This is a genomic window from Agromyces sp. NPDC056523, from assembly GCF_042794545.1.
Classification (GTDB): domain Bacteria; phylum Actinomycetota; class Actinomycetes; order Actinomycetales; family Microbacteriaceae; genus Agromyces.
The window spans coordinates 113,191-134,790 of sequence record NZ_JBHTTM010000001.1 but is presented as its reverse complement, the minus strand read 5'-3'; the positions used below and the strand labels follow the sequence as shown (position 1 = coordinate 134,790).

The 21,600-nt window shown below is 70.9% G+C and carries 15 protein-coding genes; 10 read left to right on the top strand and 5 right to left on the bottom strand.

Annotated features, from left to right (window positions below):
- Positions 1-55 precede the first annotated feature (55 nt).
- The gene (locus ACFQ58_RS00625) at positions 56-952 is read left to right on the top strand and encodes a LysR family transcriptional regulator (protein WP_376948505.1); all 897 of its coding nucleotides are present in this window, start codon (positions 56-58) and stop codon (positions 950-952) included.
- Between the two features lie 39 nt (positions 953-991).
- On the opposite strand, the gene ACFQ58_RS00620 is transcribed toward ACFQ58_RS00625, so the two are convergent.
- A complete protein-coding gene (locus tag ACFQ58_RS00620; protein ID WP_376948503.1) occupies positions 992-2,164 on the bottom strand; it encodes a CaiB/BaiF CoA transferase family protein in 1,173 nt (390 codons plus the stop codon).
- 184 nt (positions 2,165-2,348) lie between these two features.
- Between ACFQ58_RS00620 and ACFQ58_RS00615 the strand changes: the two genes are divergently transcribed.
- From ACFQ58_RS00615 to ACFQ58_RS00605, 3 genes are all read left to right on the top strand, one after another.
- A complete protein-coding gene (locus ACFQ58_RS00615; protein ID WP_376950310.1) occupies positions 2,349-3,491 on the top strand; it encodes an acyl-CoA dehydrogenase family protein in 1,143 nt (380 codons plus the stop codon).
- Positions 3,492-3,659: 168 nt separating this feature from the next.
- Positions 3,660-5,153, top strand: a complete 1,494-nt coding sequence (locus ACFQ58_RS00610; protein WP_376948501.1) for a sensor histidine kinase — start codon at positions 3,660-3,662, stop codon at positions 5,151-5,153.
- Positions 5,147-5,791: a response regulator gene (locus ACFQ58_RS00605; protein WP_376948499.1), complete on the top strand. Its 645-nt coding sequence runs from the start codon at positions 5,147-5,149 to the stop codon at positions 5,789-5,791. The genes ACFQ58_RS00610 and ACFQ58_RS00605 overlap by 7 nt, the downstream gene beginning before the upstream one ends.
- A 57-nt stretch (positions 5,792-5,848) precedes the next feature.
- On the opposite strand, the gene ACFQ58_RS00600 is transcribed toward ACFQ58_RS00605, so the two are convergent.
- The gene (locus tag ACFQ58_RS00600) at positions 5,849-7,810 is read right to left on the bottom strand and encodes a PxKF domain-containing protein (protein ID WP_376948497.1); all 1,962 of its coding nucleotides are present in this window, start codon (positions 7,808-7,810) and stop codon (positions 5,849-5,851) included.
- A 205-nt stretch (positions 7,811-8,015) separates the two neighbouring features.
- Here ACFQ58_RS00600 and ACFQ58_RS00595 point away from each other — a divergent pair, with 205 nt between their 5' ends.
- From ACFQ58_RS00595 to treZ, 4 genes are all read left to right on the top strand, one after another.
- Entirely contained in the window at positions 8,016-8,477 is a 462-nt protein-coding gene (locus tag ACFQ58_RS00595; protein WP_376948495.1) for a hypothetical protein, read from the top strand.
- A gap of 158 nt (positions 8,478-8,635) precedes the next feature.
- The gene (gene glgX / locus ACFQ58_RS00590; protein ID WP_376948493.1) at positions 8,636-10,843 is read left to right on the top strand and encodes a glycogen debranching protein GlgX; all 2,208 of its coding nucleotides are present in this window, start codon (positions 8,636-8,638) and stop codon (positions 10,841-10,843) included.
- Positions 10,840-13,242, top strand: coding sequence for a malto-oligosyltrehalose synthase (treY, locus tag ACFQ58_RS00585; RefSeq protein ID WP_376948491.1), 2,403 nt, complete (start codon positions 10,840-10,842; stop codon positions 13,240-13,242). The genes glgX and treY overlap by 4 nt, the downstream gene beginning before the upstream one ends.
- Positions 13,239-15,005 carry a malto-oligosyltrehalose trehalohydrolase gene (treZ, locus tag ACFQ58_RS00580; protein WP_376948489.1) on the top strand — a complete coding sequence of 589 codons (1,767 nt, stop codon included), beginning with the start codon at positions 13,239-13,241 and terminating at the stop codon, positions 15,003-15,005. Before treY ends, treZ begins: the two co-directional genes overlap by 4 nt.
- A gap of 28 nt (positions 15,006-15,033) precedes the next feature.
- Here treZ and ACFQ58_RS00575 read toward each other — a convergent pair whose 3' ends face one another.
- From ACFQ58_RS00575 to ACFQ58_RS00565, 3 genes are read right to left on the bottom strand one after another with little or no spacing between them, the layout of a single operon-like run.
- Positions 15,034-15,351 carry a hypothetical protein gene (locus ACFQ58_RS00575; RefSeq protein WP_376948487.1) on the bottom strand — a complete coding sequence of 106 codons (318 nt, stop codon included), beginning with the start codon at positions 15,349-15,351 and terminating at the stop codon, positions 15,034-15,036.
- 49 nt (positions 15,352-15,400) lie between these two features.
- Positions 15,401-16,345, bottom strand: a complete 945-nt coding sequence (locus tag ACFQ58_RS00570; RefSeq protein ID WP_376948485.1) for a Ku protein — start codon at positions 16,343-16,345, stop codon at positions 15,401-15,403.
- Between the two features lie 52 nt (positions 16,346-16,397).
- Positions 16,398-17,747, bottom strand: a complete 1,350-nt coding sequence (locus tag ACFQ58_RS00565) for a glucose-6-phosphate dehydrogenase (RefSeq protein ID WP_376948483.1) — start codon at positions 17,745-17,747, stop codon at positions 16,398-16,400.
- A gap of 119 nt (positions 17,748-17,866) precedes the next feature.
- Here ACFQ58_RS00565 and ACFQ58_RS00560 point away from each other — a divergent pair, with 119 nt between their 5' ends.
- Both ACFQ58_RS00560 and ACFQ58_RS00555 read left to right on the top strand, forming a co-directional pair.
- Positions 17,867-19,684, top strand: coding sequence for a glycoside hydrolase family 15 protein (locus ACFQ58_RS00560; protein ID WP_376948481.1), 1,818 nt, complete (start codon positions 17,867-17,869; stop codon positions 19,682-19,684).
- Positions 19,684-21,573 carry a glycoside hydrolase family 15 protein gene (locus ACFQ58_RS00555; protein ID WP_376950309.1) on the top strand — a complete coding sequence of 630 codons (1,890 nt, stop codon included), beginning with the start codon at positions 19,684-19,686 and terminating at the stop codon, positions 21,571-21,573. The genes ACFQ58_RS00560 and ACFQ58_RS00555 overlap by 1 nt, the downstream gene beginning before the upstream one ends.
- Positions 21,574-21,600 lie beyond the last annotated feature (27 nt).

Below are 21,600 nucleotides of genomic sequence, written 5' to 3'. Positions count from 1 at the left end.
CGCGGCAGGCCCCACTGGAGTGACGGCGCCTGGCCGCGGTCCTACTGTGAGGACCGTGGACATCCAGCAGGCGCAGGCCTTCATCACCCTCGCCGAGGAGCTGCACTTCGGGCGGGCCGCCACCCGCCTGCACATGGCGCAACCGCCGCTCAGTCGCATCATCCGGGGCCTCGAAGCCGAACTGGGCGTTCCCCTGTTCGAGCGGAGCACGCGGAACGTCCGGCTCACGCCCCAGGGCGAGGCGCTCGTCGAACCCGCTCGCGAGCTCGTCATGCTCTCGCAGCGCATGACCGAGATCGCCCGGCGCGCCGACGCCGGCGAGATCGGCCGCCTGCGACTGGGCTTCTCGGGTGCCTCCGTGAACCACCTCGTCGCCGAGCTCGCGCGCGGCGTGCGGCGCGAGCGACCGGGCCTGTCGGTGGAGCTGCACAGCGCGCAGCTCTCGCACGCCGGCCTCGGACGACTCATGGACGGCTCGCTCGACGCCGTCATCGGGCGGTGGGACTACCTGCCCGCCGGCATCGACTCCCGCATCCTCGCGCGCGAGCAGCTGCTCGTCGCACTGCCCGAGTCGCATCGGCTCGCCCGCCGCACGAAGCTCGTCGCCGAGGACCTCGCCGACGAGCCGTGGGTCGTGCTGCCGGGCGGCAGCGGCGCGACGCTGTCGAATCGGCTGCACCTGCTCGGGCAGCAGGGCAGGTTCGTCCCGAGGATCGTGCAGACGGTCGCCGACTCGGCGACGGAACTGCTGCTCGTCGATGCCGGAGTCGGGATCGCGCTCACGCTCTCGGGCGTGCGCGACAACCTGCCGACGAGCGGCGTCGTGTTCCGCGAGCTCGACCCCGACCTCGGCGCCGTGGAGGTGCGGCTGGCCTGGCGGACCGGGAACGACAGCCCTGCGCTGAGGGTCGCGATCGAGGCATCCCGCCGCATGCTGCCCGACGGTCGCTGACTGCGCCGCCGACGTCGCCACCGCCGCCGAGCGGCCGGATCAGCGATCGAGCCAGGCCATGACGCGCTCGCGGTCGCCGTCGAGGTGCGGCGGCGCCTGCGAGTAGTCGACCTCGCCGCTGGCGTACGCGATCGGATGGCGCACCGTCGGGATCGCGCGCGACCCGCGGCCGGTGACCGCCACCGGCTCGAGCCCCAGGCCCTCGGCGAACCGCACGCCTCCGTCGACGCCGAGGATCGGCCCGCTCGGCACGCCGACCGCTCGGAGGAGCTCGAACCACTCGTCGGCTCCGCGCGTGCGCAGGCGCTCCGAGAGGAGCGCGCGCAGCGCCTCGCGATGCTGGTTGCGCGCGCCCATGGTCGCGAACTGCGGGTCGTCGGCGAGCTGCGGCATCCCGAGCACCTCGGACAGGCGCGCGAACTGGGCGTCGTTGCCGACGGCGAGCACGAGGTCGCGATCGGCGGTCGGGAACGGCTCGTAGGGCGACAGGCTGGGATGCGCGTTGCCCATGCGGCGCGGCACGACGTCGCCGGCGACGAAAGCCGACGTCTGGTTCACCATGCCCGAGAGGATCGAGGACAGGAGGTTCACCTCGATGCGGTCGCCGCGCCCCGTGGCATGGCGTGCGTTGAGCGCAGCGAGGATGCCGGCGGTCGCGTGCAGTCCGGTGATCACGTCGACGAGCGCGACGCCCGCCTTGGTCGGGGCGCCGTCGGGTCGGCCGGTCACGTCCATGAGCCCGGAGACCGCCTGCGCCAGGAGGTCGTACCCGGGCAGGTCGATCCCGCCGGCGGTGCCGAAACCGGTGATCGATGCGTAGACGAGACGCGGATGCCTCGCCCGCACCGCCTCGTGGTCGAGGCCGAAGCGCCGCAGCGCACCGGGCTTGAAGTTCTCGACGAGCACGTCGGCGCGCTCGACGATCCGGTGCACGACGTCGAGCTGCGCCGGATCGGCGAAGTCGAGTGCGATCGAGTACTTGTTGCGGTTGACGGAGAGGAAGTACGTGCCCTCGCCATCGCGCAGGGGCGGCACCCACCCGCGGGTGTCGTCGCCTCGCGGACTCTCGACCTTGATGACGAGGGCGCCCATGTCGGCGAGGAGCATCGTCGCGTACGGCCCGGCGAGGACCCGGCTGAGGTCGGCGACGACGATCCCCGCGAGCGGGCCGGTCGCGGGCCGTCCGAACAGCGCTTCGAGATCGTCGGTCATGCGCCCAGTCTGGCCAACGGCGGCCGTGCCATCCGCGATTGATACCGAACCGGCATCGATCATGACCGGATGCGCCATCCGGCCGCACAAGTGGGACGAGTCTGCCGCACACTCGTACCAGCGACTCGAAGGGGAGTGACCTGTGACCACCACGCCTGCCGGCCTGCGTTCCGCCAGCGACCTGATGAACCTCGACGACGAGTTCAACGAGGCCGAGCTCGATGTGCGCGCGATCGTGCGCGAGTTCGTCGACCGGCGCATCCGCCCGAACATCGCGGACTGGTTCGACCGCGCCGTCTTCCCTGTCGAGTTGGTGCCCGAGATGGCCGAGCTCGGCCTGCTGGGCATGCATCTCGAGGGTTACGGCTGTGCCGGGCGCTCCGCCGTCGAGTACGGCCTCGCGATGCAGGAGCTCGAGGCCGGCGATTCCGGCATCCGCACCTTCGTGTCGGTGCAGGGGTCGCTCGCCATGTCCGCGATCCGGAGCTTCGGATCCGAGCAGCAGAAGTCGACCTGGCTGCCCCGGATGGCGCGGGGCGAGGTGATCGGATGCTTCGCGCTGACCGAGCCCACGGCCGGCTCCGACCCCTCGAGCATGGTCACGAACGCGCGCCTCGAGGGCGGCGAATGGATCCTGAGCGGGGCGAAGCGCTGGATCGGGCTGGCGACCATCGCCGACCTCGCGGTGATCTGGGCGAAGACCGACGACGGCGTCCGCGGCTTCATCGTGCCGACCGACAGCCCCGGCTTCACGGCGACGGCGATCCAGCCGAAGCTGTCGATGCGGGCCTCGGTCCAGTGCGACATCGAGCTCGTCGACGTGCGCTTGCCGGAGGACGCAGTGCTGCCCGGCGTCGTGGGGCTCAAGGGTCCGTTCTCGTGCCTGAACGAGGCGCGGTACGGCATCGCCTGGGGCGCGGTCGGCGCCGCGCGCGACAGCTTCGACCAGGCCCTCGACTATGCCCTGGAGCGCACGCAGTTCGACAAGCCGATCGCGGCGTTCCAGCTCACCCAGCAGAAACTGGTGAACTGGGCGCTCGAGATCCAGAAGGCCCAGATGCTGGCGCTGCGGCTCGGCCGCCTCAAGGACGCGGGCCGGCTCGAGCACCACATGATCTCGGTCGCGAAGCTGAACAACACGCGGATCGCCATCGACATCGCCCGCGACGCCCGCACCGTCTTCGGCGGCAACGGGATCACGCTCGACCACTCGCCGCTGCGGCACGCGAACAACCTCGAATCGGTACGCACCTACGAGGGCACCGACGAGGTCCACACGCTCGTGATCGGGCAGCACCTGACCGGCCTCGCCGCCTTCCGCGGCTGAGCATCACCTCTCCCCGGGTGGGCTCGGGCGCGCAGGCCCGAAACTCAGCAGCATGCCGCGACGCGCCCCGCCGCGTCAAGCCGCTGGCCCGCTCCTGCCGCCCCGATAGACTCGGGCCACCGGACGGCGTCGAGCCGGCGGGGGGAACGGAACCTTCGGAGCTGATCGATGGGCGTCGATGGCGGTACCACCTCGGGGGAGGGCGGGCCGCCGACCCATGCCGAATCGCCGCCCCCGATCGGCCGCGGCACGGTGATCGTGGCCCCGCGGCGAGGTCCGTGGTACCCGCTGACCATCGCGGTCTGGGTGTTCTGCATCCTCGTCACGGCGCTGCTGCTCTTCAGCCCGACGGTCCCGTTCGGGTTCCCCAATCGCTCACTGCACCTCGTACTCGACTCGGTCGATGCGTGCATCGCCCTGCTGGTGGCGTACCTGCTGCACAACCGATTCCTGCGCGGAGGGCGCCTGCAGGACTGGCTGCTCACCGAGGCGATGCTGCTGCTCGCCGTGGCGGGCCTCGGGCTCAGTTATGTCGTCGAGGAGTTGCTCGGCATCCGGGACGGACGCCTGAACATCTGGCTGCCCCTGATCGTGCGCGTCTGCGGCGCGATCCTCGTGCTGGCCGCGGCGCTCGTCGGGGCGCGGACCGCGCCGCCCGTCCTCCGGCGGTGGACGCTCGCCGCGCCGGCGCTGCTGATCGCCGTGTGCTCCGTGCTGCTGTGGGCCGTGCGCGATGTCCTTCCTGTGGCACTCGACCAGCTGCCCGACGATGCGGTCACGCCGCTCATCACGGGACATCCGGTGCTGCTCGTGATCCAGGCCGGTGGCGCGGTGTGCTTCCTCGTCGCCTCGCTGAGCTTCGCCCGCCAGGCGACGCGGCGCGATGACGAGCTCCTGCGCTGGCTCGCTCCCGCGTTCACGCTCGCGGCGTTCGCGCGCATCAACTACCTCCTCTTCCCGTCCATCTACACCGACTGGCTCTACACGGGGGACCTGCTCCGCACCGCCTGCTACCTGCTGCTCATGATCGGCGCGCTGCGTGAGCTGCAGCACTACTGGAGCGACCAGACGCGATCAGCCGTCCGGGAGGACCGGCGCCGGCTCGCGCGCGAGCTGCACGACGGTCTCCTGCAGGAGCTCGCGTACATCCGCATCGAGACGAACGGCATCCCGCCGGGGTCATCGAAGCGGCACATCACCGACGCGACCGAACGAGCGCTCGACGAGGCGCGCGCGGCCGTGAACGCGCTCGGACAGGTCGGCGACGAGTCGCTCGGGTTCGTCCTGCACCGCACCGCCCGCGAACTCGCGGAGCGCCACCGCGTCGACCTCGAGGTCGACCTCGACGATTCCATCCAGGTCGACCGCGACCAGCGGCACGCGCTCATGCGGATCACGCGCGAGGCGGTGCTGAACGGCGTGCGCCACGGCGGCGCGAACCATGTGCGCATCGAGCTCGATCGGAGTGACGGCGAACGACGGCTCACGATCACCGACGACGGATCCGGGTTCGACCGGGAGTCGGCCTCGGCATCCGCCGCCGCGACGGAGACCGGCGGGTACGGGCTCGTCAGCATGGACGACCGCGCGCGTGGCCTGCCCGGCGAGTTGCAGATCCGATCGTCGCCGGGAGAAGGTTGCGTGGTGACGGTGACGTGGTAGCGGAGGCCTTCCGGGCGATCATCGCCGATGACGATGCGAGGCTCCGAGCCGCGGTGCGCCGGGGCCTCGAGGCCGGCGGATGCCACGTGGTCGGCGCCGCGACGAACGCCGACGAGGCGATCGAGCTCACGGTCCGGCATCGACCCGATGTCGCGCTGCTCGACATCCACATGCCGGGGAACGGCATCCGCGCGGCCCAGGAGATCCGGCGCGCGGCACCCGACACCGCGATCGTGATGCTCACGCAGTCGCGTGACGACGAGGACCTGTTCGACTCCCTGCGCGCGGGTGCGGTGGGCTACCTGCTCAAGGAGACCGACCCGGCCACCCTCGTCGCGTCGCTGCGCGGCGTGCTGGCCGGCGAGGCGGCGATGCCGCCGGCGCTCGTGGCGCGCGTGCTCGACGAGTTCCGCGCTCCGACGCGGCGGCGGTTCGGCCGATCCTCGCCGGCGGCGGGCAAGCTCAGCGCCCGGGAGTGGGAGGTCATGGAGCTGCTCGGCCAAGGGCTCAGCACCGAGCAGGTGGCGACCCGGCTCTTCCTGTCGTCCACGACCGTGCGCGTGCACGTGTCATCCGTGCTCAAGAAACTCGCGGTGCGCGACCGCGAGAGCGCGCTCCGCCTGCTCAGCGGCGAGTGACAAGCGGAAGGCCCCAAGCGGCGTGAGTGTGCTCGGGGCCTTCCGGTCTGGGAGGGCTTACTTCAGCTTGAAGTACGCCACGAGGTAGGAGTCATCCTGCGCGGTCATCGTGACCCGCCAGCACGTGCCCGGGCTCTTCGGCGTCGCCCAGTTCTGGATGTACTGACCGGCCGTCGAGTCGTAGCGGAGCTGGGTGCCGCCGGTCGAGGTGACCTCGATGGTGTCCTCGGCGAAGTTCGTGGCCGCGCAGGTCGTCGGCGCCGCAGTGAACTTCTTGACCGCCGTCACCGAGGTCAGCTCGGTGGAGCCCGTGAAGATCTCGAACTTCAGCGGCACGGTGCTGCCGCCCTTCACGCTGTTCCACACGGAGCCCATGTCGACCGGGCTGGTGAAGCCCTTGAGGGTCCACGCGAGCACTTCGTACGTCAGCTTGGTCGTGGCGGTGTTGCCGGCCTTGTCGGTCGCCGTGGCCATGAACTCGTGCGTGCCGACTCCCGTCCCGCCGCCGGTGACCTCGCACGGCGTCACGAGACCCGAGAGCGCGTCCTCGGCGATGCAGTTCGGAGCGGCGGGGACCGCGCCGAAGTAGTGCGTCGAGCCGAAGTCGCCCACGAACGCCACCGTGGGCTTCGTCCCATCGACGTTGATGCCCGACACGGTGCTCGTGTTGGTGAGTCCGGCGACATCCACCGCAGTACCCGTCGCCGACAGGTCCTTCCCCTCGCCGACCACGATGTCGTCGTTGCAGCTCGCGACGCCGGAGGTGGCGTCGTCGCACGTGAACGTGACCGTGACGGGGGCGTTGAACCATCCGCTCGCCGGCGTCGCGTTGGCGAGGCTGCCCTGGATCGTGGGAGCGACGGTATCGACGTCGATGTCGGAGACGAACGCCTCCGCGGTGTTGCCGGCCAGGTCGAGCGCGGTTCCGGTCGCACCGCCGTCCGCGCCGTCCATGATCGTCGTGTCACCGTCGCAGCTGGCGATGCCCGAGAGGGCGTCATCGCACTGGAAGTCGACGCCGACCGTGCTGGTGTACCAGCCGTTGGAGCCGTTCGGCGCGGCCGGCGAGAGGACGCCGTTGATCGTCGGCGCCACCGAGTCGACGTTGATCCCGGAGACGACGTCGGTTTCGGTGTTGCCTGCGAAGTCGACCGCGGTGCCCGTGTACGACTGGTCCTCGCCGTCACCGAGGGTGGTGTCCGGACCGCACGACTGGATGCCGGAGCCACCGGCGTCGGCACACGTGAAGTCGATGCCGACCGGAGTCTTGAACCAGCCGTTCGTGTTCGGCGCGACGGGGGAGAGGACATGCGAGATCGTCGGGCTCCCGGTGTCCACGATGGTGTAGGTCACGGACGCCGTGGTCGCCTTGAGACCGCCTTGGTCGGTGAAGTCGCAGGTCGCCGTGAGCGTGCCGAGCCCGTTCGTCAGCGTTCCGGAGATCGGAGCGACGAACGAGGCAGTCCCGTCCTCGGCGTCGACGACCAAACAGGTCGGGCTGGGTTCGGAGCCGATCTCGTAGCTCCCCGCCGCCACGCCTTGGACCGTGACGGTGGGTCGCGTGTTCGGGTACGTGACCGTGATCGGGATGCTCACCTGGTTGGCGTAGGTGCCGCCGCCGGCCGGGCCGGACACGATCTGCACCGTCGCGTTGCCGCCGACCGCGGTGCTTAAGGCGGTGAACGACACGGCGAAGTCGGTTCCGCACGACGTGATCGAGAGCGGGTCGGGGTTGGCAGTGATACCGGACGGGGTAATCACGTCGAGGACGAGCGGCGCCTCGCCGGAGTCGATGTTGCAGCCGTCGTCGGGATCCTGCATGGAGTTGTTGCCGACCAGCTTGATCTGCGCAGTCTTCGAGACGCCGCTTCCGGCTGCCAGCACGAGCGCCTGGGTCGTCGTCTCGATCGAATCTTGGATGTTGTCGGCGTTCGCGACGAGCGAGGTGCCGAGGACCGACGCGACGGTCAGCGCCGCGAACGCGCCGACCATCCCCGTTCGGGTCAGGGTTCGTTGCATGGGTGGGTTCCGCTTTCTGAGGTCCGCGGCGCGCCCGGGCGGGCTGGCCATCCTCGACGGTAAGCGGCATCCCGTGTCGAGAAGAACGATTCACGCGTTCAAACACCTGAACATGCCCCGATCTGGGGGTGCGGCCCGGCCCCGTGCCGCCGTCGGTGGCGAAGCGTAGACTCCACTCTGTTTCACGAGAACGAAGGAGTCTGCGATGCAACGTTTCGCCATGCCCACCGCACTGGTCTTCGCTGCTGCGCTCGCGCTGTCCGGATGCGCGGCAGGGGGCGGAGGCGGGGACACCGCCGGGTCGACCGAAGACAACTGCACCACGGTCGCCGGGCACGTGCGCGACATCTCGAACGGGGTCCAGAACACCCTCGCGTCGGCGACCTCGGCCGATGAGCTCGAGGAGTACCTCGAGGAGGCGAAGTCGCGCGTCACCGAAGCGGCCGACGAGGCCGAGAGCGACGACCTGGAGACCGCGGTCGACGACTTCGCGGCCACGCTCGAGGGTGTGGGCGAGTACGCCGACGGCCTCGAGGAGGCCCCGTCCGAGGAGGACCCTGAGACGACCACGCTCCAACAGGATCCCGACGCGCTCGCCGAGCAGCAGGCCGCAGTGCAGGAGGCAGCCGGCGAGGTCGCCTCGGTCTGCTCCGCCGAAGAGGAGTAGCACGGGCACGCGCCGCCGACGGCGCTGACGTCCCGAACGGCCGGAGTGCGGCAGCCCGCACCCCGGCCGTTCGTGCATGCAGCGCCGCATGTCAAGGCGCCTCGGGCCGTCATCTGCGCCGCCTACGATGGCGTGAGGCTGACCGTTGGGGGACGAATTTGCACACCTGGCCCGGATCGACCTACCCGCTCGGCGCGACGTTCGACGGCAACGGAACGAACTTCGCGCTGTTCAGTGAAGTCGCCGAGCGCGTCGAACTCTGCCTGTTCGACGACGACCGCGTGGAGACCCGGGTCGAACTCATCGAGGTCGACGCGTTCATCTGGCACGCGTACCTGCCGCAGGTCCAGCCGGGCCAGCGATACGGCTACCGGGTGCACGGGCCGAACGATCCCGCCGAGGGGCTCCGGTGCAACCCGAACAAGCTGCTCCTCGACCCGTACGCGAAGGCGGTCGACGGCGCGCTCGAGTGGAACCAGTCGCTGTTCGGCTATCCGTTCGGCAAGCCCGACGGCCGCAACGACGACGATTCGGCGGCGAGCATGATGCTCGGCGTGGTCACGAACCCGTTCTTCGACTGGTCGGGCGACCGCCATCCGCGCACCCCGTACGCGTCGACCTTCATCTACGAGGCCCACGTGAAGGGACTCACCGAGACGCTCCCCGGGATCCCCGACGACATCCGCGGCACCTACGCGGGCATCGGCCATCCGGTCGTCATCGACCACCTCGTCAAGCTCGGCGTCACCGCGATCGAGCTGATGCCGGTGCACCAGTTCGTCGATGACGGCACGCTGCAGGAGAAGGGCCTGTCGAACTACTGGGGCTACAACACCATCGCGTTCTTCGCGCCCCACAACGCCTACGCGTCGACCGGGCAGCGCGGCGAGCAGGTGCAGGAGTTCAAGGCGATGGTGAAGGGCCTCCACGCCGCCGGCATCGAGGTGATCCTCGACGTCGTCTACAACCACACCGCGGAGGGCAGCCACCTCGGGCCCACGTTGTCGATGCGCGGCATCGACAACGCCGCCTACTACCGGCTCGTCGACGACGACAAGCGGTACTACCTGGACTACACGGGCACCGGCAACTCGCTGAACGTGGGCCACCCGCACGCGCTGCAGCTCATCATGGACTCGCTGCGGTACTGGGTCCTCGACATGCACGTCGACGGGTTCCGGTTCGACCTCGCGTCGACGCTCGCCCGCGAGTTCTACGACGTCGACAAGCTTTCGACCTTCTTCGAGCTCGTGCAGCAGGATCCGGTGGTCTCGCAGGTCAAGCTCATCGCCGAACCGTGGGACGTCGGACCCGGCGGGTACCAGGTGGGCAACTTCCCGCCGCAGTGGACCGAGTGGAACGGGAAGTACCGCGACACGGTGCGCGACTTCTGGCGTGGCGAGCCCGCGACGCTCGGCGAGTTCGCGTCGCGGTTCACCGGGTCGGCCGACCTGTACGAGCACTCGGGGCGTCGCCCCGTGGCCTCCATCAACTTCGTGACCGCGCACGACGGCTTCACGATCCGCGACCTCGTCTCGTACAACGAGAAGCACAACGACGCCAACGGCGAGGACAACAACGACGGCGAATCGCACAACCGCTCGTACAACCTCGGCGTCGAGGGCCCGACAGACGACCCCGAGATCCTCACGCTGCGGGGGCGTCAGCAGCGCAACTTCATCGCGACGCTGCTGCTCTCGCAGGGTGTGCCGATGCTGCTGCACGGCGATGAGCTCGGCCGCACGCAGCAGGGCAACAACAACGTGTACGCGCAAGACAATGCGCTGAGCTGGGTCGACTGGGTGCACGCCGACCAGCCGCTCATCGAGTTCACCGCGGCCGTGGCGAAGCTGCGCGCCGAGCACCCGACGTTCCGGCGCAGCCGGTTCTTCGACGGGCGCCCCGTGCGTCGCGGCGAGGGGGACCCGGTGCCCGACATCGTGTGGCTGCGGCCCGACGGCTCGACCATGGAGCCCGAGGACTGGGACGCCGGCTTCGGCAAGGCGATCGGCGTGTTCCTGAACGGCGAGGGCATCCGCGAGCGTGACCGGCGCGGCGAGCGCATCGTCGACCGGCACTTCATCGTGCTGTTCAACGCACACGACGACACGGTCGAGTTCACGCTCCCGATGCACGAGTTCTCGCCCGAGTGGGAAGTGCTGATCGACACCGCGGGCAAGCGGGCCGACAGCGATCCGATCGAGCCGGGCGGCACCATCCCGCTCGAGCAGCGCTCGCTCGTCGTGCTGTGCCAGCACGACCCCACCCCCGAAGAGGTCGATCACTCCGTCGCGGCGTCGCTGTCGGCGATGGTGGCCGCGTCGAAGGAGGAGGCGCCGGCGCCGAAGCCCGAGGCGGGCGCGTGAACCGCGGCCGCGAACCGCGCTCCACGTACCGGCTGCAGGTGCGACCGTCGTTCGACCTGCACGACGCGGCATCCGTCGTCGACTACCTCGACGCGCTCGGCGCCGACTGGGTCTACCTCTCGCCGATCCTGCCGTCGCGCTCTGGGTCCGACCACGGGTACGACGTCGTCGGGCACGACGAGGTCGACCAGGCGCGCGGCGGGCCGGCGGGTCTCGAGGCGGTGGCGGATGCTGCGCACGGCCGTGGTCGCGGCATCCTGGTCGACATCGTGCCCAACCACGTCGGGGTGGCGGATGCCGCGCAGAACCCGTGGTGGTGGAGCCTGCTGCAGCACGGCCCCGACTCCCCGCACGCCGACGCGTTCGACGTCGACTGGGCGCTCACGGGCGGGCGACTGCGGATCCCCGTGCTGGGCGGAACGGTCGAGGAGGCGGCGAACGCGGGCGACCTGCGGGTCGAGCACGGCGAGCTGCGGTACTTCGATCACCGCTTCCCGCTCGCGCCCGGCTCGGCCGACGACGGCGCCGAGGTCGACGCCGCGGCCGTGCACGACCGCCAGCACTACGAGCTCGTGCACTGGACGCGCGCCGACGCCGAGCTCAACTACCGGCGCTTCTTCGCCGTGAACGAGCTCGCCGGCATCCGCGTGGAGGACCCGGCGGTGTTCGACGCGACGCACGCCGAAATCGTCCGCTGGGTGCGCGACGGCCTCGCCGACGGACTGCGGGTCGATCACCCCGACGGGCTCGCCGCCCCCGCGGAATACCTCGATCGGTTGGCCGAGGCCACGGGCGACGCGTACCTGCTCGTCGAGAAGATCCTCGAGGGCGACGAGGACCTGCCGCCGCACTGGCGGACGGACGGGACGACGGGGTACGACGCGCTCGCCGACGTGGACCGCGTGCTGATCGACCCCGACGGCGAGGCCGCGCTCGACGCGCTCGATGCCCGCCTCCGTGACGAGACCGGCATCGGGGGCCCGACCGACTGGCACGAGCTGATCCACGAGACCAAGCGCGGCATCGCCGACGGGATCCTGCGCAGCGAGGTCCTCCGGCTCGAGCGCCTGCTGCCAGAGCCCCGGCCGGCCGACGCGGCCGATGCGCTCGCCGAGCTGCTCGCGTGCTTCCCCGTCTACCGCTCGTACCTGCCCGCCGGTCGACAGCACCTCGATGCGGCGGCGCGGATGGCGCGGGCGCACCGTCCCGACCTCGGCGCCGCGATCGACGCGCTGCTGCCACTTCTCGCCGACCCAGTCCACCCGGTCGCGATCCGGTTCCAGCAGACGAGCGGCATGGTCATGGCCAAGGGCGTCGAGGACACGGCGTTCTACCGGTATACGCGGCTCGGGTCGCTGACCGAGGTCGGCGGCGACCCGTCGGAGTTCGCGATCACCGTCGATCTTTTCCATGCAAGGCAGGAGCGACGCCTCGCCGAGTGGCCGCACTCCATGACCACGCTCTCGACGCACGACACCAAGCGCGGTGAGGACGTGCGCGCACGCATCGATGCGCTCGCCGAGGTGCCCGAGCGCTGGGCCGACGAGCTCGAGTGGCTGCGATCGACGGATGGCGCGGGGTCGACGGGCGACGGGCCGTTCGACGCGCTGGTCTGGCAGGCGCTCATCGGCGCGTGGCCGCTCGAGCGCGAGCGGGCGCACGCCTACGCCGACAAGGCCTCGCGCGAGGCATCCGTCTCGACGCACTGGACGCGCCCCGACGAGGCCTTCGAGTCGCGCATGCACGCGGTGATCGACCGGGCGTTCGACGATCCCGGCGTCCGCGCGCGCCTCGACGCGTTCGTGGCGTGGGTCGCGCCGGCGGGCTGGTCGAACTCGCTCTCGGCGAAGCTGCTGCAGCTCACGATGCCCGGCGTGCCCGACGTGTACCAGGGCAGCGAGCTGTGGGAGACCAGCCTCGTCGACCCCGACAACCGGCGCCCGGTCGACTTCGGGCTGAGGCGGCGCATGCTGGCCGACCTCGACGCGGCGGTGGCGCGCGGCGAGCTGCCGGCGGTCGACGACACGGCGGCGGCGAAGCTGCTCGTCACGTCGCGCGCGCTGCGGCTCCGGCGCGACCGGCCCGAGTGGTTCACGCGCTACCGTCCGCTCGACGTGGTGGACCTCGCGTCGCGGCACGCCATCGCGTTCGACCGAGGCGGAGCGGTGACCGTCGCGACCCGCCTGCCGATCGGCCTCGCGGCCCGCGTCGACGCCGCGCCCGCGGCATCCGCCCCGCCCGGCGCCTGGGGCGACACGGTCGTGATCACGCCGCGGACGCCGCTCGTCGACATGCTCACCGGGCGCCGGTACGAGGGTGGCGCGCTCCCGCTCGCCGACGTGCTCGCGACGTACCCCGTGGCGCTGCTCGCTCCGGCCGACTCCGAGGAGGCACGATGACCGTCGACGTCTGGGCACCGATCCCGGCGCGCGTCGCGCTGCGGCGGGAAGGACACCCCGACCTCGGGATGGAACGCGGTGACGACGGTTGGTGGCACGCCGACGTCGACCTCGCCCCGGGCGACGAGTACGGCTTCGTGGTCGACGACGACGAGCGCGCGCTGCCCGATCCCCGTTCGCGGCGCCAGCCGCACGGCGTGCACGAGGCGAGTGCTGCATTCGACCTCGGCGCGCACGAGTGGGCGGATGCCGCGTGGACCGGCCGGCAGCTCGCGGGCGGCGTGATCTACGAACTGCACCTCGGCACGTTCACGCCCGCAGGCACGCTCGACTCCGCGGTCGAACGGCTCGACCATCTCGTCGAGCTCGGCATCGACTTCGTCGAGCTGCTGCCGGTCAACGCGTTCAACGGCACGCACAACTGGGGCTACGACGGAGTGCTGTGGTTCGCGGTGCACGAGGCCTACGGCGGGCCGGCCGCGTACCAGCGCTTCGTCGACGCGTGCCATGCGCGGGGCCTCGCGGTCATCCAGGACGTCGTGCACAACCACCTCGGACCGTCGGGCAACTACCTGCCCCGCTTCGGTCCCTACCTCCGTGCGGCCGAGCGGAACACGTGGGGCGACTCGGTGAACCTCGACGAGCCCGAGGTGCGCCGGTTCATCGTCGACAACGCGATGACGTGGCTCCGCGATTTCCACGTCGACGGGCTGCGGCTCGACGCGGTGCACGCCTTGCGCGACAGCTCCGAGCTGCACATCCTGCAGGAGCTCGCCGAGCACGCCGACGCGCTGTCGGCCCATCTCGGCCGGCCGCTCTCGCTCATCGCCGAGTCCGACCTGAACGATCCGGCGCTCATCATGCCGCGTGAGGCCGGCGGCTACGGCCTCACCGCCCAGTGGAGCGACGACCATCACCACGCCATGCACGTTGCCCTCACCGGCGAGACCTCGGGCTACTACGCCGACTTCGCCTCGCTCGACGCGCTCGCGAAGACGACCTCCGGCGGTTTCTTCCACGACGGCACGTTCTCGTCGTTCAGGGGCCGCGACCATGGTCGCCCGATCGATCCGGCCCTGCCGGCGTGGCGGCTCGTGACGTTCACGCAGGACCACGACCAGGTCGGCAACCGTGCGGCGGGCGACCGCCTCTCACCGGCGATGGGGGAGCGCCGCCTCGCCGTCGCCGCCGTCCTCAACCTGACGAGCCCGTTCACGCCCATGCTCTTCATGGGCGAGGAGTGGGGCGCGGCGACGCCGTGGCAGTTCTTCACGTCGCATCCCGAGCCCGAGCTCGGCCGCACGACCGCCGAGGGACGCATCGCGGAGTTCGCGCGCATGGGCTGGGACGAGGCGGTCGTGCCCGACCCGCAGGATCCGGCGACGTTCGAGCGGTCGAAGCTCGACTGGTTCGAACCGGAAGATCCGGATGGCGCCCACGCGCGCCTGCTCGATCTCCACCGTCGCCTGCTCGCGCTACGACGTGCGAGGCCCGAGCTCACCGACCCGGCGTTCGCGCACACCAGGGCGTGGGCGGATGACGCGACGAAGCGCTTCCGCATGGAGCGCGGCGCCCCCGACGCCGGCGAGCGCGTGGTCGTGCTCGCGAACCTCGGCCTCGTGCCCTGGGAGGCGAGGTTCGACGGCCCCGCCCAGGTACTGCTCACGACGGGACCCGCGGTCGCCGACGTCGTGCCCGCCGACGGCATGCTCGTGCTTCCGGGCGAGTCCGCAGCGGTCGTGGCCGTCCGCCGGTCCTCGTAGCGCGCGGGCCAGCGGGGCTCCGCGCGCGTCAGCTCGGGTGCCCGGGCAGGTTCAGCTCGTCGGGGTCGACGTCGACGTCGCCCGCATCGTCGGGTCCGCCGGTCCCCGGCACGGCACGGATGTCGTCGGCATCGACGTCCTCGGCGACCTGCTCGGGCACGGGGTCGGCCTGCTTCGCTGCCGTCTCGGCCTCGCTCGACGGACTCGTGCGGTCGTCGTCGGGATTGGTGTTCGCGCCCGGGATGTCCTCGCTCGACGCGGAGGTGTCGACGCGCTCCGGCGCAGGCGGTCCGTTCTCGCCCTCACCCGCGGCGAAGCGCGAGAGGACGTCGTCGTTGTCGCTCATGCCGTCACGCTACGACGACGGCCGCCGGCCGCACAGGGGTTGACGCCGGTCAGCCGGCCTTCTTCGTGGTCTTCCGCCGGGCCGCCGGCTTGGACGCGCCATCCGATGCCGCCTTCTTCGCGGTCGACTTCGCGGCGGGCTTCGCCGCCGAGCCCGAACTCGACTTCGCGGCGGGCTTGGACGCCCTCGCGGGCTTCTCGTCGCCACCGCCGCGCTTGGCGGCGATCGACTGGCGCAGCGCCTCCATCAGGTCGATGACCTCGCCGCCCTCCTCCTTCTCGGGCTGCTCGCCGAACGTGGCCGCGGTGTCGATCGCATCGCCCTGCTCGAGCTTGGCCTTGATGAGGGTGCGGAGCTCCTGCTGGTACTCGTCGACGAACTGATCGGGATCGAAGTCGCTCGAGAGGCTCTCGATGAGCTGCTTCGAGAGCTCGAGCTCCTTGTCGCTGATCCGCGCCTTCTCGTCGAGCGACGGGAACTTCGCCTCGCGGACCTCGTCGTTCCAGAGCAGCGTCTGCACCATGAGCACGTCGCCGAAGACGCGGAGCGCGGCCAGGCGGGTCTTCTGGCGCAGCGCCATCCGCACGATCGCGGTGCGCTCGGTCGACTCGAGCGCCTCGCGCAGCAGCACGTACGCCTTGTTCGACGCCGAGTCGGGCTCGAGGTAGTAGCTCTTGTCGAAGCGGATGGGGTCGACCTGCTCGGTCGGCACGAACTCGACGACCTCGATCTCCCGGCTGCGCTCGGCCGGCAGCGCCTTGAGGTCCTGGTCGGTGATGATGACCGTTCGCTCGCCGTCGTCGTACGCCTTGTCGATGTGCTGGTACGGCACGACCTCGCCGTCGATCTCGCACACGCGCTGGTACCTGATGCGCCCGCCGTCCGCGTCGTGCACCTGGTGCAGGGACACGTCGTGGTCCTCGGTGGCGCTGTACAACTTGACGGGCACATTGACCAGGCCGAATGTGACCGCCCCCTTCCAGACGGCTCGCATTCCCCCAGTACACACCCCCGGACGGCGCGAGCGGTACCCCTTCGCCGCCGGCCTACCAGTCGGGGGGCCCGTCCGAGCCGGCGGGATACTCCTCGAGCGGCACCCGGTCCTCGCGCCAGGCGGCGAGCACCGGCTCGACGATGCGCCAGCACTCCTCGGCCACGTCGCCGCGGACCGAGAGCGTCGGGTCGTCGCCCAGGATCCCCTTCAGCACCTCGCCGTAGGGCAGGAGCGCGCCCGGGATCTGTTGCGCCACGAGCGTGGTCTGCTCGAGCGCGAACGGGTCGCCACCGCCGTTCATGGTCAGCCCGATCTGCACCTCGCCCGAGCGCAGGTCGAGTTCGATCCAATCGGAGTGCGGACGGCCCTCGAGCCCCGCGATCGGCGCGGCGGCGCGGACCACGGCCCGTGCGATCTTCCGTCCGCGACCCAGCGCCTTGCCCGAACGCAGCAGGAACGGAACGCCCCGCCAGCGATCGGTGTCGACGCCGACGACGACCTGCGCGAGCGTCTCGGTCCCGAGGCTCGGATCGACGCCGTACTCGTCGACGTAGGCGGGCAGGGCGCGGCCCTCGATCTCGCCCGCGCCGTAGCGAGCGCGGCGGCTCGCTGTCGCGGGATCGTCCTTCCAGACCGCCGTCGCGCGCAGCACCGTCGCGATCGCGTCGCGCAGCACGACCTCGTCGACCCGGTCGACGGGTTCCATCGCGATGAGCGCGAGCACCGCCAGCAGGTGGCTCTGGATCATGTCGACGAGCGCCCCGGCATGGTCGTAGTAGCCCGCCCGGCCCTCGAGGGCGAGCGTCTCGTCGTACACGATCTCGACGCGTTCGATGACGTGCCGGTTCCAGATCGGCTCGATCAGGCGATTGGCGAAGCGCGTTCCGAGGATGTTCAGCACGGTCGCCCGACCGAGGAAGTGATCGATGCGGTAGATCTGGCGCTCGGGGACGATCCGCGTGAGGAGCTCATCGAGCCGCCGCGCGCTCTCGATGTCGGTGCCGAAGGGCTTCTCGAGCGCGAGCCGCATGCCTTCGGGCGTCGGGATCCGTTCGAGTTCGGCGCACACGCGCACGGCGACGGATGGCGGGAGCGCGAAGTAGATGACGGGCACCGCCACGCAGCGTGCGATCAGCCGCGAGAGATCGTCGGCATCGGTGGCATCCGCTCGGAGGTACCGAGTGGAGTCGAGCAGTCGCGTGCGCCGCGGCTCGGGCACCTCACCGAAGGCATCCGACACGATCTCGCGCCATTCGACATCGGTGCGATCCTGCAGGCCCGATCCGATCACCTCGAGGTCGACGTCGTGCGCGGCCAGCAGCGTGCCGAGCCCCGGGAGCAGGAGCCGCTTGGTGAGATCGCCGTCGGCACCCAGGATGAGCAGCGTCGCCGTCGCCGTCATCAGGTCTCCCTCCGCCCACTCGCGCACACGTACGTCCCCACGCTAGGCCGCATCGTGCGTCGCACGGGGGATCGCCAATGGGGTTGACACCGTCCGCATGGGGTCGTCATCGTCGCAGCATGGTGGAGCCCACGCCGATCGAGGACTACGCGCTCATCGCGGACGGCGCGTCCGGCGCGCTGGTCTCCCGTGAGGGCAGCATCGACTGGCTCTGCCTGCCGCGCTTCGACTCGCCGTCCGTGTTCGCGGCGCTCCTCGGTGGTCCCGAGGCCGGACATTGGACGCTCCGCCCGACCGCGCCGGACGCCCGGCCTGAGCGGGAGTACGTGCCCGGCACGTTCGTGCTGCGCACCACCTGGCGGACCGCAGACGCGGAGGCCGAGGTCGTCGACTTCATGCCGTTCCGCGACGGTCGCAGCAACCTCGCGCGCGTCGTCCGTGGCATCACGGGGTCCATGGAGTTCGAGGACGTGATCCGGCTGCGGTTCGACTACGGCGGCCTTCGGCCATGGGTTCGCCAGGTCCAGGAGGATGGCGGCGAGGCCATCCTCGCGATCGCCGGTCCGGACGCAGTGGTGATCCGCGGCGTTCCGCACCACGCGGAGGACGGCGCGCACGTGGCCCGGTTCTCCGTCGCGGCGGGGGAGGCGAAACACGTGGGGCTCACGCGCTACGCCTCGCACGTCGAGCCGCCCGTCCCGATCGACCTGCCCGACATCCTCGAATGGACGATCGACTGGTGGCAGGACTGGGCCTCGCGGAGCAAGCCCCCGTCGCCGTACGACCGCGAGGTGCAGCGGTCGCTGCTCATCCTGCGAGGCCTGACCCACGACGAGACGGGCGGCGTGGTCGCGGCCGCGACGACGAGCCTGCCCGAGGAGCTCGGCGGCTCCCGAAACTGGGACTACCGCTACGTCTGGCTCCGAGATGCGGCCCTCACGATCGAGGTGCTGCTCGACCACGGCTACCGGGAGGAGGCCGAGAAGTGGCGGCGATGGCTGCTCCGCGCGATCGCCGGGGACCCCTCGCGCATCCAGATCATGTACGACGTGGAGGGCGCCCGCCTCCTCCCAGAGATCCAACTGGCCCACCTGCCCGGGTACGCCGACTCATCGCCGGTGCGCATCGGCAATGCGGCGTACACGCAGGTCCAGTGGGACGTCTACGGGGAGGTCATGGTGGCCCTGCATGCAGCACGCATCGCGGGCGTCCACGAGGACGAGTTCTCCTGGCCGTTGCAGACCGCGCTCCTCGAGTACCTCGCCGCGAACTGGCAGCGCCCCGATCGGGGCATCTGGGAGATCCGTGGACCCGACCGCGACTTCACGCATTCCAAGGCGATGGTCTGGGCGGCGTTCGACCGCGGCGTCCGCGGCGTCGAGGAGTTCGGGCTCGCCGGGCCGGTCGACGAGTGGCGCCGGGTGCGCGACGAGGTGCACGCCGACATCCTGCGCCGGGGCTTCGACGCCGATCGCGGCACCTTCACGCAGTACTACGGCGGGCGGGGAACCGATGCCGCGCTGCTGCAGCTTCCGCACATCGGCTTCATCGAGGCCGAGGACCCACGCATGCTGGGCACCGTGAAGGCCATCGAGGAGGAGCTGCTCCGCGACGGACTCCTGCTCAGGTACCGAACCGAGTCCGATGTCGACGGCCTGCCGGCCGGCGAGAATCCGTTCCTCGCGTGCTCGTTCTGGCTGGTCGAGCAGTATGCGGCGTCAGGCCGGCTCGCAGACGCGAAGGCGCTGATGAAGCGGCTGACGTCGTTCGTGAACGACGTCGGCATGCTGAGCGAGGAGTACGACCCCATCCATCGGCGACAGATGGGCAACACGCCGCAGGCGCTCTCGCACCTCACGCTCGTCCGTGCGGCCGACGCGATCGCCCGCGTCGTCGAGGGACGGGCGGACACGCTGCCCGAGGTCCGCGGCGAATGATGCCGCCCGGCGCCGGGCCGGAAGGCTTGACACCGGGCCCCCGCGGTGGTCAGGTCGGAAACGTGGTGAAGCCGACGCCGATCGAGGACTACGCACTCGTCGCCGACGGCGCCGCGGGCGCCCTCGTCTCGCGGCGCGGCAGCATCGACTGGCTGTGCCTGCCCCGCTACGACTCGCCCTCGATGTTCGGCGCGCTGCTCGGCGGCACCGAGGCGGGGCACTGGTCGCTGCATCCGATCGGGTCCGATGCCGAGCCGACACGCGACTACGTCGAGGGCACGCTCGTGCTGCGAACGACGTGGCGGTCGGCGGATGGCGCGGAGGCCGAGGTGCTCGACTTCATGCCGTTCCGCGACGGCCGCCACAACCTGATGCGCCGGGTCCGGGGCGTGACCGGCACCATGCGCTTCCGCGGCACCATCCGGTTCCGCTTCGACTACGGGACCCTGCGTCCGTGGATCCGACAGATCGAGGAGCCCGACGGGCGCGCGGTGCTCGCGATCGCCGGACCCGAGGCGGTCATCCTTCGCGGGGCCCCGCACCACGCCGAGGACGGCTGCCACGTCACCGAGTTCTCGGTGGAGCCGGGCGACGTCGTCGACCTGAAGCTCACCCGGTTCCCGTCGCACCTCGACCCGCCCCCGCTCATCGACGTGGGCGCCGAGCTCGACTGGACGATCGACTGGTGGCAGGACTGGACCGCGAGGTGCCGGCAGTCCGGGCACTACGAGCGCGAGGTCGAGCGATCCCTGCTGGTGCTCCGGGCGCTGACGAACGACGAGACCGGGGGCATCGTCGCGGCCGCGACCACGAGCCTGCCGGAGGAACTGGGCGGGACGCGCAACTGGGACTACCGGTACGTGTGGCTGCGGGACGCGGCCCACACCATCGAGGTGCTCCTCGCCCACGGGTACCGCGAGGAGGCGCAGCAGTGGCGCGCCTGGCTGCTCCGGACGATCGCGGGTGATCCGTCGCGCGTGCAGATCATGTACGACGTCGACGGTGGTCGCCGCCTGCCCGAGACCACGCTCGACCACCTGCCCGGCTACGCGGGCTCGGCACCCGTGCGAATCGGGAACGCGGCGTACCGGCAGGCGCAGTGGGACGCGTACGGCGAGGTCATGCTCTCGCTCGCCGCGGCCCGCAACGCGGGGATCGAGGAGAACGAGTTCTCGTGGCCACTCCAGTGCGAGCTGCTCGACTACCTGGTCGCGAACTGGCACCGACCCGACCGCGGCATCTGGGAGATCCGCGGGCCCGACCGGCACTTCACGCACTCGAAGGCGATGGTCTGGGCGGCGCTCCAGTGCGGCATCGGGTCGGTGGAGAAGTTCGACCTGAAGGGGCACGTCGACGTCTGGCGGCAGATGCGCGACGAGATCCGCAGCGACATCCTGCAGCACGGGTTCGACGCGGAACGCGGCACGTTCACGCAGTACTACGGCGGCCAGGGCACGGATGCCGCGCTGCTGCAGCTTCCGCAGATCGGCTTCATCCCGGCCGACGACCCCCGCATGCTGGGCACGGTCGCGGCGATCGAGCGGGAGCTGCTCCGCGACGGGCTGCTGCTGCGGTATCGCACCGAGACCGACGTCGACGGCCTCCCGGCCGGCGAGAACCCGTTCCTGGCGTGCTCGTTCTGGCTCGTCGAGCAGTACGCGGCATCCGGCCGGCTCGACGACGCGGCGGCCATGATGGACCGGCTCGTGGGTTTCGCCAACGACGTCGGCCTGCTCAGCGAGGAGATCGACCCGGTCCGCCGGGCCCACATGGGCAACACGCCGCAGGCGCTCTCGCACCTGTCGCTCGTGCGGGCCGCCGATGCGATCGCGCGCGCGAGCGACCCCACCGGCGCGCTGGAGACCGTGGGCGCGGTCCGCGGCTGGTGAGGGATCGAGGCGCATCCGGCAGGATGG

Excerpts from the sequence above, each read along its gene's own strand:
- ACFQ58_RS00595 (WP_376948495.1), top strand. The coding sequence starts at position 8,016 with ATGCAACGTTTCGCCATGCCCACCGCACTGGTCTTCGCTGCTGCGCTC.
- ACFQ58_RS00620 (WP_376948503.1), bottom strand. The coding sequence starts at position 2,164 with ATGACCGACGATCTCGAAGCGCTGTTCGGACGGCCCGCGACCGGCCCG.
- ACFQ58_RS00565 (WP_376948483.1), bottom strand. The coding sequence starts at position 17,747 with ATGACGGCGACGGCGACGCTGCTCATCCTGGGTGCCGACGGCGATCTC.
- treZ (WP_376948489.1), top strand. The coding sequence starts at position 13,239 with ATGACCGTCGACGTCTGGGCACCGATCCCGGCGCGCGTCGCGCTGCGG.
- ACFQ58_RS00610 (WP_376948501.1), top strand. The coding sequence starts at position 3,660 with ATGGGCGTCGATGGCGGTACCACCTCGGGGGAGGGCGGGCCGCCGACC.
- ACFQ58_RS00600 (WP_376948497.1), bottom strand. The coding sequence starts at position 7,810 with ATGCAACGAACCCTGACCCGAACGGGGATGGTCGGCGCGTTCGCGGCG.
- ACFQ58_RS00615 (WP_376950310.1), top strand. The coding sequence starts at position 2,349 with ATGAACCTCGACGACGAGTTCAACGAGGCCGAGCTCGATGTGCGCGCG.
- ACFQ58_RS00555 (WP_376950309.1), top strand. The coding sequence starts at position 19,684 with ATGCCGCCCGGCGCCGGGCCGGAAGGCTTGACACCGGGCCCCCGCGGT.
- ACFQ58_RS00570 (WP_376948485.1), bottom strand. The coding sequence starts at position 16,345 with ATGCGAGCCGTCTGGAAGGGGGCGGTCACATTCGGCCTGGTCAATGTG.
- ACFQ58_RS00560 (WP_376948481.1), top strand. The coding sequence starts at position 17,867 with ATGGTGGAGCCCACGCCGATCGAGGACTACGCGCTCATCGCGGACGGC.
- ACFQ58_RS00575 (WP_376948487.1), bottom strand. The coding sequence starts at position 15,351 with ATGAGCGACAACGACGACGTCCTCTCGCGCTTCGCCGCGGGTGAGGGC.